This window comes from Actinocrinis puniceicyclus, from assembly GCF_018283645.1.
In the GTDB taxonomy this organism is placed as follows: domain Bacteria; phylum Actinomycetota; class Actinomycetes; order Streptomycetales; family Catenulisporaceae; genus Actinocrinis; species Actinocrinis puniceicyclus.
The window spans coordinates 44,372-59,239 of the sequence record NZ_JAGSXH010000009.1 but is presented as its reverse complement, the minus strand read 5'-3'; the positions used below and the strand labels follow the sequence as shown (position 1 = coordinate 59,239).

The following is a 14,868-nucleotide window of genomic DNA, read 5'->3' as shown; positions in this document are numbered from 1 at the left end:
CTGCGCGCATAGCCTGGCGCTGTGCCTGAAGACCCGACGCGACGGAACGCATCCCCGCAAGCCGGAAACCAGTCGAGCGCCGCGCAGTTCGGCGGACCGAACGCGGTGCCGGAGCGCCTCGACGACACGGATCGCACCGCGGTGGTAAGCCTGGTCGACGCGGTCACCGAGGCCGACGGCGTCGCACCGATCTCCGAGGACGGCCGGCTCGCGCTGGTCCACGGCAAGCCGGGGGCGCTGCACTTCACGCAGCGCGCCGACAACGCCGTCGCGGGCTATCTCTATCTGAGCCCGCCGGACGCGGAGCAGGACTGCACCGCCGAACTGTGCGTCACGCCGCGCTGGCGGCGCCGCGGCCACGGAAGGGCCCTGCTGGAGGCCGCGCTCGCGGAGACGGCCGGAGCGCTGCGGGTGTGGGCGCACGGCAGCCTTCCGGGCACGCAACGGTTCGCCGAGCGGCTGGGTTTCGCGGCGGTGCGCGAGTTGCGCCTGATGGAACTCGACCTCGCCGCAGCGGCGGCGGCGCCTGATTTCGCCGCGCCGCCGCCAGACGGCGTCGAACTCGGCACGTTCAGGCCGGGCGAGGACGAGGAGAGTTGGCTCGCACTCAACGCCCGCGCCTTCGCGCATCATCCCGAGCAGGGCTCATGGACTGCGCAGGAGCTGACCGAACGGGAGGCCGAGCCCTGGTTCGACCCGGCCGGCTTCTTCCTGGCCCGCACGGCACACGACCTGATCGGCTTCCACTGGACCAAGGTGCACCCGGCCGGAGCATACGGCCCGGGTCCGGTCGGCGAGATCTACGTGCTCGGCGTGGACCCGGATGCCGGGCGCCGCGGGCTCGGCAGGTTCCTGGCCGTGGCCGGATTACAGCATTTGGCGCAAACCGGCCTGGATTCCGTCATCTTGTATGTAGATGGCGACAACCTACCGGCCGTACGGTTGTACCAGTCCCTGGGCTTTCGCAATCGAGCCGTCGACACCCTGTACGAACGGCGCGGATCGGCCAAGTAGCACCGGCGGCAACTCGCCACGGCTACCGACCCTGCGCCAGTGCGGTAACAGGACGTCGCCGCCCCGCTTCGGTCGCCCGGCGTCCCTCCGTTAGATACCCGCAGTTCACCTTTACGTGCGAGAGTTTGGATCATGGAACCGGCCGTCGACCTCCCCCGTTTCCTCGACCGTGAATCCTCCTGGCTCCAGTTCAACAGCCGGGTCCTCGAGCTGGCCGAGGACAAGGAGATCCCGCTACTGGAACGGGCGAAGTTCGCGGCCATCTTCGCCAACAACCTCGACGAGTTCTTCATGGTGCGGGTGGCCGGGCTCAAGCGGCGCATCGCCACCGGCGCGGCCGGCGCGACCGCCTCCGGCCTGACGCACCGCGAGGTGCTGCAGCGCGTCCTGTCCGGTACCAGGACGCTGATGACGCGGCACGCCCAGGTGTTCCAGGAGCAACTGCGGCCCGAACTGGCCCAGCACGGCATCGAGATCCTGCGGTGGAGCGACCTCGACGCGTCGCAGCAGGAGCAGCTGTACGCGCTGTTCCGCGAACGGATCTTCCCGGTGCTCACGCCTCTGGCCGTCGACCCGGCGCACCCGTTCCCGTACATTTCCGGGCTCTCCCTCAACCTCGCGGTGCTGGTGCGCAATCCCGTCACCGGTAACGAGCACTTCGCGCGGGTGAAGGTGCCGCCGCTGCTGCCGCGCTTCGTCGACGTCAGCGAGGGGCACTTCATGCCGCTTGAGGAGTTGATCGCGGTCCACCTGCCGCACCTGTTCAACGGCATGGAGGTGCTCGGCCACCACACCTTCCGGGTCACCCGCAACGAGGACGTCGAGGTCGAGGGCGACGAATCGCAGAGCCTGCTGGAGACGCTGGAGCGGGAGCTGGTGCGGCGCAGGTTCGGACCGCCGGTGCGGCTGGAGGTCGAGGAGACCATCGACCCCCAGGTGCTGGAACTGCTGGTCCGCGAGCTCGACGTGCACGACAACGAGGTGTTCCGGCTGCCCGCCCCGCTGGACCTCACCGGCCTGTTCACCATCGCCGACGAGGACCGGCCCGAGCTGAAGTTTCCGCCGTTCGCCACCGCGCTGCACCGCGACCTGGCCGACTACGAGACGAACTCGGCCATAGACGTCTTCGCCTCGATGCGTCAGCGCGACATCCTGCTGCACCACCCGTACGACTCGTTCACCACCTCGGTCCAGGCGTTCCTGGAACAGGCCGCGGACGACCCGGACGTGCGCGCGATCAAGATGACGCTTTACCGCACCAGCGGAGACTCGCCGATCGTCGACGCGCTGGTCGACGCGGCGGAGGCGGGCAAAGAGGTGCTGGTGCTGGTCGAGATCAAGGCCAGGTTCGACGAGCACGCCAACATCGTCTGGGCGCGCAAGCTGGAGCAGGCCGGCTGCCACGTCGTATACGGGCTCATGGGGCTCAAGACACACTGCAAGCTCCTGCTCGTGATCCGCCTGGAAGGCAACCGGCTGCGCCGCTACGCGCACATCGGCACCGGCAACTACAACCCGAAGACCGCGCGCCAGTACGAGGACCTGGGCCTGCTCACGGCGGACCCGCAGGTCGGCGAGGATCTGACGCACCTGTTCAACAGGCTCTCCGGCTACTCGCGCACGACGACCTACCGCCGGCTGCTCACCGCTCCGAACGGGCTGCGCGAAGCACTGGTCGAGCGGATCGACCGGGAGCGGGCGAAGATGACCGGTGGTCGGCGCGGGGCCGCCAAGACCGCGCGGATCAGGCTGAAGATGAACTCGCTCGTGGACGAGGCGGTCATCGAAGCGCTCTACGCCGCGTCTCGGGCCGGGGTCAAGATCGACCTGGTGGTGCGCGGGATGTGCGCGCTGCGGCCGGGCGTGCCCGATCTTTCCGAGAACATCAGGGTTCGCAGCGTGCTGGGCCGTTTCCTTGAGCACTCGCGGATCTTCGTGTTCGGCCAGGAGGCCCCGGCCTCGCCGACCGGCCGCGCCGTCGGTGAGCCACCGGAGGTGTGGATCGGCTCGGCCGACATGATGCACCGCAACCTCGACCGGCGGGTCGAGGCTCTCGTGCAGTTGACCGACCCGGCGCACCGCCGCGAGCTGACCGCGATGATCGACACGGTCTTCGAGGACGATGTGGCCTGCTGGGACCTGGGCCCGCAGGGCGAGTGGACCCGCCGGGTGCCTCCGGACGGCATACCGCTGCGCGACGTCCAGGAATCGTTCATCGACGCGCGCAACCAGCTGATCGCCGCGCGACGGGCGAGGATGGGTTGACCGGTGCCCGTCAGAAGGCGCGAACGCGTACACCCACATGTACGTGCACATGCACATGCATACGCATAACAACGCGGCTGAGCAGCGGGGGTCCATGTGACAGAGACGGATGCGGGACAGCGGGTCGGCGCGCAGCGCTCCGCGGGCGAGGCTCGGGCGGGCGGTGCGGTCCCGACGGCGTTCGAGGTCCTGCGCGGCTATCTCGCGGCGCAGAGCAACGCGTTCCTGACCCAGCTGCCACGCCTGCGCGACGGCAAGCCGGAGGCGTCGCACCGCATCAGGGTGGCCTGCCGCCGTTCGCGGTCGCTGCTGCGGACCTATCGACCGCTGCTGGACGCGGAATGGGCCGACGGGTTGGCCGCCCGCATCGGGGAGTTCACCCAGGTCGTCTCGCCCGAGCGCGACATCGAGGTGGTTCGGGCCCAGTTGCTGAACGCGCTCGACAAGATGGCTGACGAATCGTCGGGCGCGGCGAGAGCACGGACACTGCTGGACCGGATGCTGCACCGTGAGTACGCGATCGCGCACGAGGCGACGCTCGCGGAGCTCGCCGGGCCGCGGTTCCACGCGCTGGCGGATCAACTGGCGCTCGCTCCCGAGGCGATGACGGTGCAGCAACAGGCACACTCTCCGGCGCCCGAGGTGCTCTATCCGCTCGTCGCCAACACCTTCAGCGTCATAGAACGCCGAGTCGCCGCGCTTCCCGATCCGCGTCAGCAGAACGCGAAGGACATGCTCGTCAACGATCCTGCCGACGAGCAGTGGCACCGGCTCCGTATAGCTGCCAAACGCTGTCGTTACGCGGCGGAAGTGTGCGCACCGGTCGCTGGAGCACAAGCCGCCGCGCTCGCGGATGCGATGGCGGTGATCACCGAGGAGCTCGGCGCACAGCAGGACGCCAGCGTCGCGTCCGCGGTGTTGTTGCGCGCCGCCGGTACGCCGCGGATCGCGGCGCCCACGGGTTTCGTGCTCGGCCGCCTGCTCGGCGAGGCCCGGGCCGGGATCCTGCGCTCCCGGCTCGCCTTCCCGCCGCTGTGGCGCCGAGCCGCCGATCCGGGCCTGCGCACCTGGCTCGAAAGCTGACGCGGCCGGCGCGCTGCCGCCCGGCGGCACGGCGCCGACCGGCAATGCGGCGTTCAGTTTGGCGACACCTTGATTGGTTACGATAGTGCGGTCATGGCGCTGACCCGTATCCATTCCGCAACGACTGTGGACAAGCCGATACAGGCCGCCGGAGCCGTGCTGTGGCGGCCGGGGCCGGACGGACCCGAGGTGGCGCTGATCCACCGTCCGCGCTACGACGACTGGTCTCTGCCGAAGGGGAAGGTGGACCCCGGCGAGCACGCGTTGCAGACGGCAGTGCGTGAGGTCTTCGAGGAGACCGGGCAGCGCATACAGCTTGGACGCAGACTGCCCGCAGTGAGTTATCGCCTCGTCGGCGGCGGCAGCAAGCGCGTGCGTTACTGGGTCGGCCGTGCCGTACCGGACGACGAACGTTGGGGCCGCTTCTCGCCCAACCACGAGGTGGACCAGTTGGAGTGGCTGGCCCCGGCCGCGGCTCTGGCCCGGCTGAGCAGGCCGCTCGACGCGGCGGTCCTCACCGCCTTTCTCGCCAAGCCGGCCGTTACCGTGCCGATCGTGCTGCTGCGACACGGTACGGCACAGAAGCGCTCCGCCGACTACTTCGATGACCTGGTCCGCCCGCTGGCCGCGGTCGGTCACACACAGGCCGAGACGATGGCCGGGCTGTTGCCCAGCTACGGACCGCTGCGGGTCGTCTCATCACCTGCCGTTCGATGCGTGGACACGGTGCGCCCCTATGCGCGCACGCAGCAGGTGTCCATGGATATCGACCCGGCGCTTTCCGAACCGGCGCACGCGGCTGAGCCCGACGCGATCGCCCGCTGGATACACGCCCTGATCGCCGAAGTGCAGCCCACTGTGCTCTGCTCACATCGGGAAGTGCTCGACGCGATGCTCGTCGCGGCGCTCGAGCGGTCCGGGCGGACGCCCACGGTGAACGGACGGCCGTGGTCCACGCGGCGTGCCGAGCGGCTGCTCGGGCCCGGCCACGGCGGCGGAAAGCTCAAGCCGGGCTGTGCCTGGGTACTGCACGTCGCGCCGCCGGCTCCGGGGTCTCGAAGCACGCCGGGCCTGATCGCGGTGGACCGGCTGCGGCTGTGAGCCCGCACCACACCGACCGTGGCGTTCACCCAGAACCGGACCAAACGCCGTCCAGGCCCGACGATCAACCTCGGACGCCGTAACGGGAGCACGGGCCGCTCGTTGCACGTGTCAGGACGACGGGTCACGTGACGCCCCGTCAAGTCGCATCGCCTTGGCTTCCAGGAGAGCGCATGAACGGCACAGTCCTGTACGACGGCACACGCTGGATCCCGGCGCTTCGCGCCGTGGACGAGATGGGCTCGGGCGCCTGCCTCGCCGCGGCGGCGGTCTCGCGCGACGTACACGGCCTGGTCGCGATCGCCAACGGCCCCGACTACTGCCTGTGCGGCCGCACCTGGCCGTGTGAGCAGCGCGCCGCCTCGGCCTGACCGGCGGGCGCTCGGCTCAGGCCCCGCGGCGGGTATGGCTCGGATTGCTCGCTCGCGGCCCGAAGACCGCCGCGGCGATCGCGGTCAGGTCCGGGTCCTCGGCCTCCGGCCGGCCGGAGTGCTTTCCGGTTCCCGGCGGCAGCGCCCTGGCGTTCGCGCGGGCGCCCGGCGGAAGTTGCGGCCGATCCGGCTCGGACTCGGACTCGGCGTTCGCGAACGCCGGCGGCAGGTCGTCCAGCGCGTCCGCCCCGGCCTCCTCCTCGTCCGAGGACTCGGTCATCGCGCGGTCCGTGTAGACCAGCGGTCGCTCGATCTCCGTGACGATGTGCTTGACCACCTGCACATCGCCGTTCACGTCCCAGACCGCGATGCCGGGCGAGAGCGTCGGGATGATCTCCACCGCCCACCGGGGCAGGCCGAGCACTCGTCCGGTGGCGCGCGCCTCGTCGGACTTCTGCATGTAGATGGTGCGGGTCGAGGCCATCTTCAGGATCGCCGCGGCCTCCTTGGCCGCCGCCCCGTCGACCACGTCGGACAGGTGGTGCACGACCGCGACGAAGGAGAGGCCGAGCCGGCGGCCGAACTTCAGCAGCCGCTGGAACAGCTGCGCCACCGAGGGGGAGTTGATGATGTGCCACGCCTCCTCCACCAGGAAGATGCGCTTCTTGCGGTCCGGCTTGATCCAGGTGTGCTCCAGCCAGACCCCCACGATCGCCATCAGGATCGGCATCGCGATCGAGTTGCGGTCGATCGTGGACAGGTCGAAGACGATCAGCGGCGAGTCCAGGTCGATCCCCGCCGTGGTCGGGCCGTCGAACATGCCGGCCAGGTCGCCGTCCACGAGCCGGTCGAGCACCAGAGCCACGTCCAGGCCCCAGTCGCGCACCTCGTCGATCCCTACGTTCATCTCCTCGGCCGCGGCCGGCTTCGGCTCGCGCAACGCCTCGACGACGTGGTGCAGGATCGGCTGCACACCGGCGCGCAGCGAGTCAGCGCGTACCGTCGCGTGTGCGGCCTTGAGCGCGTAACCGGACCTCTCGTCGAGCGGATGCCCGAGCGCGACCTCGATGATCGTGCGCAGCAGGGCGAGCTGGCCGGTGAGCGTGATCGCCGGGTCGAGCGGGTTGAGCCGGATGCCCGCGCCGCCGCGGTGATGCGGATCGAGCCGGATCGGGGTGACGCCCACCGCCTCGGCTATCCGGTTCCACTCGCCGACCCCGTCCTCGCCCTGCGCGTCGAGCACGACCACCTGACGGTCCTTGAACCGCAGCTGGCGCAGCACGTACGTCTTCTCCAGCGAGGACTTGCCGTTGCCGGACTCGCCGAGCACCAGCCAGTGGGGGGCTGGCAACTGCTGGCCGTAGAGCTGGAACGGGTCGTAGATGTAGCCCTTGCCGCTGTACACCTCGCGTCCGATGATCACTCCGGAGTCGCCGAGGCCGGGCGCGGCGGTCGGCAGGTAGATCGCCTCGGCCTGGTTGGTCGAGGTGCGCACCGGCAGCCGGGTGGTGTCCTTCTTGCCGAAGAGCACCGTGGTGAAGGCGTCGGCGAGCAGGTCGGTCAGGCTTCCGCGGGCCATCGGCTACCTCCGCACGCCGGTCGCGAATGGCAGGGTGTTGACAAAGGCGCGGTGGTGTTCCCGATCGCACCATTCCAGCTTCAGGAAGGACTTGCCCGCGGACGCGCGGATGGTGCGCTTGTCCCGGGACAGCGCCTCCGGCGAACGCGAGGAGACGGTGATGTAGCCGACCAGGTTGACGCCAGCGGCGCCCGCCGCCAGGTCCTCGCCGCGCAGGTCGACCCGGGAGGAGTGGGCCCGTTCACGCGGGTCGTCGATCCGGCCGAGCTTGGCCTGGCGGCGGTCCTCGGCGTCCACGTTCACCTTCTCGGTCAGCATCCGCTCGATCGCCACCTCGGTCGGTTCCAGGTCCATGGTGACGGCGACGGTACGGATCACGTCCGGGGTGTGCACCAGCAGCGGGGCGAGGAAGTTCACCGAGACCGGGGTGAGCGGCCACTCGCGGATCCACGCGGTGGCGTGGCACCACGGCTCGCCGGTGGCCGACTCGCGGGTCTTGGCTCGCAGGAACAGCGGCCCGGAGCCGTCGAACTCGGCCGGCCAGGCGTCGCGCTCCGCCATCGCCTCGAAGTGGTCGATCGGGTGTTCGGGGTCGTACATGGAGTGGATGAGCGAGGCCAGTGCGGCCACGTCCAACGGTCGGCGGACCTTGATATCGGCGTCCGCGAGCCGTGCGCAGATGTCGGTCAGTTCACGCACCATGATGACGCATAGACCGTGGTCCGCGTCCGCGCCTCCGGCCATGACCCGCGCTTCGGTGGCCAGTTCACGCGTGTAAGGCATCGAAGCGGTCAGATACGCACGGTGCTGCTCGCTGGAGGTCGACACCATCGACGCCAGATGGTCGTAAGAATCCCGCAGCCATTGCGCCGCCTCGGGATCACCGCGCCGGAGCACGTCCTTGGCGTGCGCGTCGGGGTCGGCAGGCAGGGTGCGGGCGAGCATCTGAAGCCGGGTCACGAAGCCGTCTCCGTTGGCCACGTGCCGCAGCAGGGTGCCGAACCGGTCGACGAGGGCCTCCTGGTCCTCGGCGTCCCGGGAGCCGACGCCCGGCCCTTCGATCTCCAGCGTGCAGGTGACCGTGCCGCGGTCCAGGTGCATCAGGACCGCGAGTTTGTCCGGCCCGAAGTTGGCGGTCAGCCAGCGCACGCGGCCGATCCCGGGCGGGCCGGCCACCGGCAGCGGGCGGCCGCCGAGCCGGGTACCGGCCTCCACGGCGGCCGAGGCGTAGCGGGCCTGGCCCGAGCGCAACAGCCGCCGATAACTGCGGTCGATCTCGAACCATCGGTACAGCGTGCGCTTGCGGTACGGCAGGAAGATCACCGCCGCGCCGGCCGCCGGCAGTCCGATGATCATCAGAATCTTGAGGAAGAGGGTGGGGAGTACGAAGGCCGCGATCATCGCCAGTGCGCACGCGACCACCAACACGGCCAGTTCGCCGGTCTCCCGGTTGCGCCCGACGATCGCGTTCGGCTTGGCCTTGCCGATCAGGAACGAGCGGCGGCGCTCGTAACCCTCTGCCGTCACGCCGTTCCTCCGCGTCCGGCGTCAGGCGCGCCGCGCCCCTGCGCCCCGCGAACCGCATCGGCAGCGCGTCCGGGCACTCCCTCGCGCGGGAGAGCGGCGGGCGGCTGCATGGGCGGCGGCACCGAAGGCTGTCCGCCGTTGCCTGGGTTACGCGTGGTCGTCAGCCGCACGGCGGTGCGTGCCCCGTGGGCCGCAAGGCCCGCCGACATGCCCAGCGCGGCGACCGCCGGTCCGGCCATGGGGTTGGCTCCGATCGGGCTGCCGCTGCGGCCGGCGTGAGCCGCGATGCCCTGCCTCATCCGCGAGGCCGGCCCGTCCATCGAGCCCGCGGCGGCCTCGGCCGGCGCGTCGGCGGAGCGGGCGCCGTTGATGGCCAGCATGTCGTCGCCGAAGCTCGGCACGAAGCGGAAGATCAGGCCGGAGGCGAAGATCGACAGCAGCATGATGGCCAGGCCGGAGAGCACCGAGCCGAAGGAGCCCTGCCCGGTGTTGCCTCCGGAGATGGCGGTGGCCAGCCCCAGCACGATGACGACCACCGGTTTCGCCAGGTCCACCGCGATCATCATGCCGGCCCAGCGCCTGATGTGGTGCCAGAGCGACTTGTCCACCAGGCCCGCGTAGACGGTCGCCGCGAGCGCCGCGCCGACGTACAGCATCGCGGCCCGGATCAGCAACTCGACCCACAGCACCGCCGCGGCGATCATGGCGATCAGCGAGACGAAGATCAGCAGGATCGGGCCGCCGCCGAGGTTCGCGCTCTGCCCGTTCGGTGGGTCGATCGTGTTCGCGAACGAGGTGAGGAAGTTGTTCGTATCCCTCGCCGTGCCCGAGCCGATGGCGCTGGTCACCGAGTCGGTCACACGCACCATTCCGTAGAGGATCACCGGCGTGAACGCGGAAGCGCCGACCGCGAGCCACAGGAAGCCGGTGGCCTCGGACAGCGCGGTCACGATGGACTCGCCGCGCACCGCCCGCTTGATCACCGCGAGCAGCCAGAGCACCACGGTCAGGATCGCGGAGGCGGCGAACACGATCGCGTACTGGGTCAGGAAACCGGAGTTGGTGAAGTCCACCGTGGTCGCCCCGTCGACCACGGAGGACACGGCCTTGATGACCGAAGAGGCCGCCTGGGCGCAGTCGTGCGCGATCGCCCCGACCGGATCGGACAGCAGCGACGCGGTCGAGGCGCCGCCGCCGGCGCTGCCGTTGGGCCCGGCGCCGCTGCCTGAGTCGCCTACCAGCTTGCGCGTGTTCTCGCAGGCGTGATTGAGCGAACCGGGCAGCAACGCGCAGGCGTCGCCGGCGGCGCGGATCAGCGTGTCACCGGGCATAGCGCAACCCCCCGAACTGAGAGACGGCCTTCTGCAGGTCCTTGCTTCCGGACACGGTCTGCTGTCCGCCGGCCGGCACCGGGCCGTCCGCGGCGGAGAAGGAGACCCACTTCCAGTCCCCTCCGGTCCAGTGCAGGGTCACGGTGATCGTGGACCAGTCCTCCGCGACGGGATGGGTCGAGCCCGCCCCGGCCAGGCCGGCGATCGTGACGGCCCACACCGAGACGGTCGCGCTCTGGCCGCTGCTGTTGACCAGCGTGACCCCGACCGGGGCGCTGCGCTGGACGAAGGTCTGCCCGGCCGGCGCGACGCCGTCCGCAGAGAGCCCGAGGCTGCTGGCCACCTGGGTGTAGGCGGTGTCGAGTTGGCTTTGCAGGCTGGAGGCTATGGCCGGGTCGGCGATCGCGTCGATGAGCCGGTGCCGCGCGCTCGGAGTCACCATCTCCGAGGACGAGTAGGCGACGACGTAGTTGGCGGCCGCCGACTCGGCGCCTTTCGCCGTGTGCGGATACCCGATCGGCACGCCGTCGGCCGTGTTCGCGGGCAGGCCGCTGTTCTGGAACGGCGTGGCCACCGGGCCGGTCGCGCCCGCCGCGGCGTTCGTGTCGGACGAGCCGGCGGAGGGCGCGGACTGGCCCGCGGCAGCCGGGCCGCCGGATTGGTGGGTGCTGCGGTTCACGATGGTGATCACGGTGACGAGGGCGGCCAGCGCCACGAGCAGGATCAGCGGTCGGCGGGCGCGGCCCGGTCTCGGCTCGTCGTCTCGGTACGGGTCGGGTGGCAACTTGACGCGCGTGCGCGCTTCGGGCGTGCTCTGCGCAGTGTCCAACGCGTATGACCCTCGTTCGGCTCGGCTCCAGGGGCGGGCCATCAGGCCTCACTCCTCGTGGATATGGAAACCAGTCTCACCGGTCCCGGGACCGGTTGAGCCGCGTTACACGCCAGAGACTCTGCGCGCGTCAGCCGTTGGGCCCCTGCCCCGCTTTCCGCCTGGCTACAGCTTGCGCGGCCCGCGCCGGTCCGCGTGTACACCATCGCGCGCGCCGACGGGCGTCGCGCCGCCGCTTCGTCCACGACTCAGATCGCCATGCCGTAGACGATGGTGAACAGGGTGCCGAGCGAACCGATGATGAACACGCCTGTGAGCCCGGCCACGATCAGACCCTTGCCCTGCTCGGCGCTGAACGAATCGCGCAGAGCGGTAGCGCCGATGCGTTGCTTGGCCGCGCCCCAGATGGCGATGCCGAGGCAGAGCAGGATCGCCGCCGCCATGATGACCTCGATCATCACCCGTGCCTGCTGGCCGACCTTCCCGAAGGGGCCCCAGTCCGGCGCGATCCCTCCGATGATCGTATTGATATTCCCACCGCTGGCCGCAGGTAGCAGTGTGTGCCACTCGGCGTGGGCGGGCAGTGTCGTAAGGAGAGTCAGCACGCTGCACCCCCGGTCCTCGGGTTGGTCGTTGTCGTCCAGTGTTGCCAGTATGAGGGTGTTTTGCGCAGTCGAACAGGAGCGCTCGATTCTGAAGTGCGAAGACTGACGCCTCGTCACCACCGCCTCTATCATAGGGCTCGCCGCCGTGGCCGGACTGTGAACGCGCCAAGCTGACTGACCAGGGCGCTTGCGCGAGGGGAGGAGGCCGCGATGCCGGGACGCCGGTGGATCTGGATTCTGACGGGCACTTTGCTGGTTCCCTTCGTCATCGTCGGCGCGGTCGCGGTGGTGGCGGTAGGGATCACCGGCTCACAACTCCAGGCGGCGCGCGCCTCCCTGGCGACCGGCACGGTTCCGACCGAGTACGCCTCCCTGATCGAGGCCGCCGGGACGACCTGTTCCCAGCTCAGCGCGCCGTTGCTGGCCGCGCAGCTCTACCAGGAGAGCGCGTTCGACCCCAGGGCGGTCTCGCCCGCCGGCGCGGAAGGTATCGCCCAGTTCATGCCGGGGACCTGGCCGAACTGGTCCTCGCCGCGGGACGGTGACGGCAAGCGGGACATCTTCAACCCGGCCGACGCCATCCCCGCGGCGGCCCGCTACGACTGCGCGCTGGCTCAACAGGTCGCGAAGATGCCCGGGGACCAGATCGACAACATGCTCGCGGCGTACAACGCGGGCCCGGGCGCGGTGATAGCCGCGGCCGGAGTCCCCGCGATCGCCGAGACCCAGAACTATGTGAAGAACATCAAAGTTCTCGAGAAGGCGTTCAGCGCCCCGAGCGGCACGGTCGCCGCGAGCGACGTCGCTGTCCGCGCCATCGCGTTCGCCTACGATCGGCTCGGCACGCCCTACCTGTGGGGCGGCACCGGCACCGTGGCAGAGCACGGCGAGTTCGACTGCTCCGGTCTGACGCAGGCGGCGTACGCGAGCGTCGGTGTGAAGATCCCACGTGTCGCGGCAGACCAGTGGTATGCCGGCCCGCATGTGCCACGCAGTCAGTTGCAGCCCGGTGACCTGGTCTTCTTCGCGTCCAACCTGAGCGACCCGACGACGATCCATCACGTGGGCATCTACGTGGGGGGCGGCGCGATGATCGATGCCCCGCACACGGGCGCGACGATCCGCTTCGACTCGATCGACGGCTTCGGCGGCTACATCGGCGCGGCACGCCCGTACGCCCAGGTGCCGCAGTGGCCGGTGGGTCAGGACACGACGAGCCCGGCCGGCAGCACGTCCTGACGGACGGTCGTGTGCAACTCAGCGCATGACCTTCACGGCCGGAGCGAAACCCTCCGCCAGGTCGGTACGGGCACGCCAGCCGGTCGCGGCATGGAACGCGTCCGAGGAAACGCGCAGCGAGCGGGCGGCGACCTCGGCGCCGGCGCCGAGGAACTTACAAGCCAGGCCGGACACGTACCTCGCCGAGCCGTCGGTTCCGGCCGCGGTCGCCAACGCGCGCGCCCACTCGGCGCGCCGCACCGGCTCGCCGGCCACATTGTAGATACCCGTCGGCGCGGCCAGTGCCGCGACCACCGCACCCGCCGCGTCCTCGACCGTGATCGCTGAGACGAAGCCGTCCGGGTCGCCGAGCAGCACCGGCTTACCCTTGCGTACCCGGTCGAGTTGCCAGCGGGTGTTCGCGTCGTCACCGTAGAAGGCGCCGAAACGCAGCACGACCGCGAACCGGTACTGGTCCGCGAAGCTCATCGCGTTCTCGGTCGCGGTCACCGAGGACCGGGTGGCTTGAACGAGCGCCAGCGGTGACTGTTCCGTGATCCAGTCCTCTCCCGCGTCGGCGTACACGAACGCCACGGCCTCTTGGACGAGTCTCAGGACCCCGCATTCGGCTGCCACCTTGGCCAGGATCGCGCTGCCGTCGGCGCGCACGTGGTCGTTCTCGCGCCACGAGGAGCCGCGCATCATCGCCGTCCCGATGGGGATGCGGGTCGCCAGATTGCACACGACATCGTGCCCTTCGACGGCCTTGCGTACGGCCGCGGTGTCGAAGATGCCTGCGTCAGCCGCGTCGGCGCCGAGTGAGCGCAGGACCCTGCGTTTCTCCGGGCTGCGGGCGATGCCGGTGACCTCGTGACCGCCGGCCACGAGCCGCCGCACCGCCGCTGTGCCCAGCACCCCGGTCGCGCCCGCAACGAACACTCGCATCCGTCAGCACTCTCCTCCGTCATGGTTCTGCCGTAACCATCCTCCATCCGGGTCGTTGGGGAGGACGAATTCGCGAAACGGATCAACCGTTCGGTCTAAACGATGAGTGAGTACCCGAGATGGCGAGAGTGAACGCGGCGGCGGCGCGCGGACCGGGTCGCTCGAGAGCATTTCGCCCGGGTCTGCTGGCGCTGTGCGCCGGCGCGGTGACGGCTGCCGCGGCCGGCTGTTCCTCCCCCGCGGTCGGCGTCGCCTCGGATCCGGCGGCGGCGGTGCGCGACGCGGCCTGGGAGGCGGCGCAGATCCACACCGCGAAGGTCGCCACGGGGGTCGACATGACGATCGGCGGTGCGAGTCGCCAGTTCACCGGTCTCGGCGAGTTCGACCTGGACCGCAAGGTCGGCTCGATCGTGGTGCGGACCCCGCAGAGCACGACCCCGCTCGACGAGATCATCACACCGACGCAGCTCTACCTTCGCTCGTCCGGGACGAAGACGAAGTGGAAGCGGGTCGACGCCACCAAGCTCCCTGACGGCGACTTGATCAGCGCCGGATACACCAGCCCGGTGTTCGACTTCGCGCTGTTGCGCGGAGTGAGCAGCGGTGCCGTGCGTTACGCGGGACAGGACACTGTGCGTGGGACCGCTGTGGCGCACTACAGCGGAACCCTGGACTTGACCGTATCGGCGGACCAGGCGCAAAGCCCGATCAAAGACGAGTTGCTGGCGGCATCCCGGACGTTCTCGACCAGGATCGTGCCCTTCGACGTCTACATCGACGCCCAAGGCGAGGTGCGGCGCGTCGTCGCCCGCTTCGCGTTCCCGGCTCAGGCGCCGCAGGGCGGCGCGGTGCAGATCGCCGCGACGACCGATCTGTTCGACCTCGATCAGCCGGTGACGGTGGACACTCCACCCGCCGCTTCGGTCGCCCCTTCGGCGGTGACGCCGTCGCCGTCGCCGTCGAAGAGCAAACGTTGAGCGCCTGACCCTCTCGGACGGGC

13 protein-coding genes are annotated in these 14,868 nt (G+C 70.1%); 7 read left to right on the top strand and 6 right to left on the bottom strand.

What is annotated here, in order from left to right:
* Window positions 1–21: 21 nt before the first annotated feature.
* The 5 genes from mshD to KGA66_RS04475 all read left to right on the top strand — a co-directional run bounded on the left by mshD (window position 22) and on the right by KGA66_RS04475 (window position 5,834).
* Window positions 22–1,014, top strand: coding sequence for a mycothiol synthase (gene mshD / locus KGA66_RS04495; protein ID WP_312886748.1), 993 nt, complete (start codon window positions 22–24; stop codon window positions 1,012–1,014).
* A 132-nt stretch (window positions 1,015–1,146) separates the two neighbouring features.
* Window positions 1,147–3,279: an RNA degradosome polyphosphate kinase gene (locus KGA66_RS04490; RefSeq protein WP_211464795.1), complete on the top strand. Its 2,133-nt coding sequence runs from the start codon at window positions 1,147–1,149 to the stop codon at window positions 3,277–3,279.
* Between the two features lie 96 nt (window positions 3,280–3,375).
* Entirely contained in the window at window positions 3,376–4,362 is a 987-nt protein-coding gene (locus KGA66_RS04485) for a CHAD domain-containing protein (RefSeq protein ID WP_211464793.1), read from the top strand.
* 93 nt (window positions 4,363–4,455) lie between these two features.
* Complete coding sequence (locus tag KGA66_RS04480) at window positions 4,456–5,463, top strand: NUDIX hydrolase (RefSeq protein ID WP_211464791.1); 1,008 nt, start codon at window positions 4,456–4,458, stop codon at window positions 5,461–5,463.
* A gap of 173 nt (window positions 5,464–5,636) precedes the next feature.
* Entirely contained in the window at window positions 5,637–5,834 is a 198-nt protein-coding gene (locus KGA66_RS04475; protein WP_211464789.1) for a hypothetical protein, read from the top strand.
* A 16-nt stretch (window positions 5,835–5,850) separates the two neighbouring features.
* Here KGA66_RS04475 and KGA66_RS04470 read toward each other — a convergent pair whose 3' ends face one another.
* The 5 genes from KGA66_RS04470 to KGA66_RS04450 form a co-directional block, all read right to left on the bottom strand.
* Window positions 5,851–7,413 (bottom strand): ATP-binding protein, encoded by a 1,563-nt coding sequence (locus KGA66_RS04470; RefSeq protein ID WP_211464787.1) that lies wholly within the window; start codon window positions 7,411–7,413, stop codon window positions 5,851–5,853.
* A 3-nt stretch (window positions 7,414–7,416) separates the two neighbouring features.
* Window positions 7,417–8,940 carry an SCO6880 family protein gene (locus KGA66_RS04465; RefSeq protein ID WP_211464785.1) on the bottom strand — a complete coding sequence of 508 codons (1,524 nt, stop codon included), beginning with the start codon at window positions 8,938–8,940 and terminating at the stop codon, window positions 7,417–7,419.
* Entirely contained in the window at window positions 8,937–10,271 is a 1,335-nt protein-coding gene (locus KGA66_RS04460; protein WP_211464783.1) for a hypothetical protein, read from the bottom strand. Before KGA66_RS04460 ends, KGA66_RS04465 begins: the two co-directional genes overlap by 4 nt.
* Entirely contained in the window at window positions 10,261–11,100 is an 840-nt protein-coding gene (locus tag KGA66_RS04455; RefSeq protein ID WP_211464781.1) for a DUF8175 domain-containg protein, read from the bottom strand. The genes KGA66_RS04460 and KGA66_RS04455 overlap by 11 nt, the downstream gene beginning before the upstream one ends.
* Window positions 11,101–11,348: 248 nt before the next feature.
* Window positions 11,349–11,657: a DUF8827 family protein gene (locus KGA66_RS04450; RefSeq protein ID WP_211464882.1), complete on the bottom strand. Its 309-nt coding sequence runs from the start codon at window positions 11,655–11,657 to the stop codon at window positions 11,349–11,351.
* A gap of 258 nt (window positions 11,658–11,915) precedes the next feature.
* On the opposite strand from KGA66_RS04450, the gene KGA66_RS04445 reads away from it, so the two are divergent.
* Complete coding sequence (locus KGA66_RS04445; RefSeq protein WP_211464779.1) at window positions 11,916–12,944, top strand: C40 family peptidase; 1,029 nt, start codon at window positions 11,916–11,918, stop codon at window positions 12,942–12,944.
* An 18-nt stretch (window positions 12,945–12,962) separates the two neighbouring features.
* Here KGA66_RS04445 and KGA66_RS04440 read toward each other — a convergent pair whose 3' ends face one another.
* Complete coding sequence (locus tag KGA66_RS04440) at window positions 12,963–13,868, bottom strand: NAD-dependent epimerase/dehydratase family protein (RefSeq protein ID WP_211464777.1); 906 nt, start codon at window positions 13,866–13,868, stop codon at window positions 12,963–12,965.
* A gap of 119 nt (window positions 13,869–13,987) precedes the next feature.
* Here KGA66_RS04440 and KGA66_RS04435 point away from each other — a divergent pair, with 119 nt between their 5' ends.
* Window positions 13,988–14,845 carry an SCO4651 family lipoprotein gene (locus KGA66_RS04435; protein ID WP_211464775.1) on the top strand — a complete coding sequence of 286 codons (858 nt, stop codon included), beginning with the start codon at window positions 13,988–13,990 and terminating at the stop codon, window positions 14,843–14,845.
* The last annotated feature ends 23 nt before the right edge of the window (window positions 14,846–14,868 follow it).

Coding starts and splice junctions, on each gene's coding strand:
- KGA66_RS04490 (WP_211464795.1), top strand. CDS start 1,147: ATGGAACCGGCCGTCGACCTCCCCCGTTTCCTCGACCGTGAATCCTCC.
- KGA66_RS04480 (WP_211464791.1), top strand. CDS start 4,456: ATGGCGCTGACCCGTATCCATTCCGCAACGACTGTGGACAAGCCGATA.
- KGA66_RS04475 (WP_211464789.1), top strand. CDS start 5,637: ATGAACGGCACAGTCCTGTACGACGGCACACGCTGGATCCCGGCGCTT.
- KGA66_RS04470 (WP_211464787.1), bottom strand. CDS start 7,413: ATGGCCCGCGGAAGCCTGACCGACCTGCTCGCCGACGCCTTCACCACG.
- KGA66_RS04460 (WP_211464783.1), bottom strand. CDS start 10,271: ATGCCCGGTGACACGCTGATCCGCGCCGCCGGCGACGCCTGCGCGTTG.
- KGA66_RS04445 (WP_211464779.1), top strand. CDS start 11,916: ATGCCGGGACGCCGGTGGATCTGGATTCTGACGGGCACTTTGCTGGTT.
- KGA66_RS04440 (WP_211464777.1), bottom strand. CDS start 13,868: ATGCGAGTGTTCGTTGCGGGCGCGACCGGGGTGCTGGGCACAGCGGCG.
- KGA66_RS04435 (WP_211464775.1), top strand. CDS start 13,988: ATGGCGAGAGTGAACGCGGCGGCGGCGCGCGGACCGGGTCGCTCGAGA.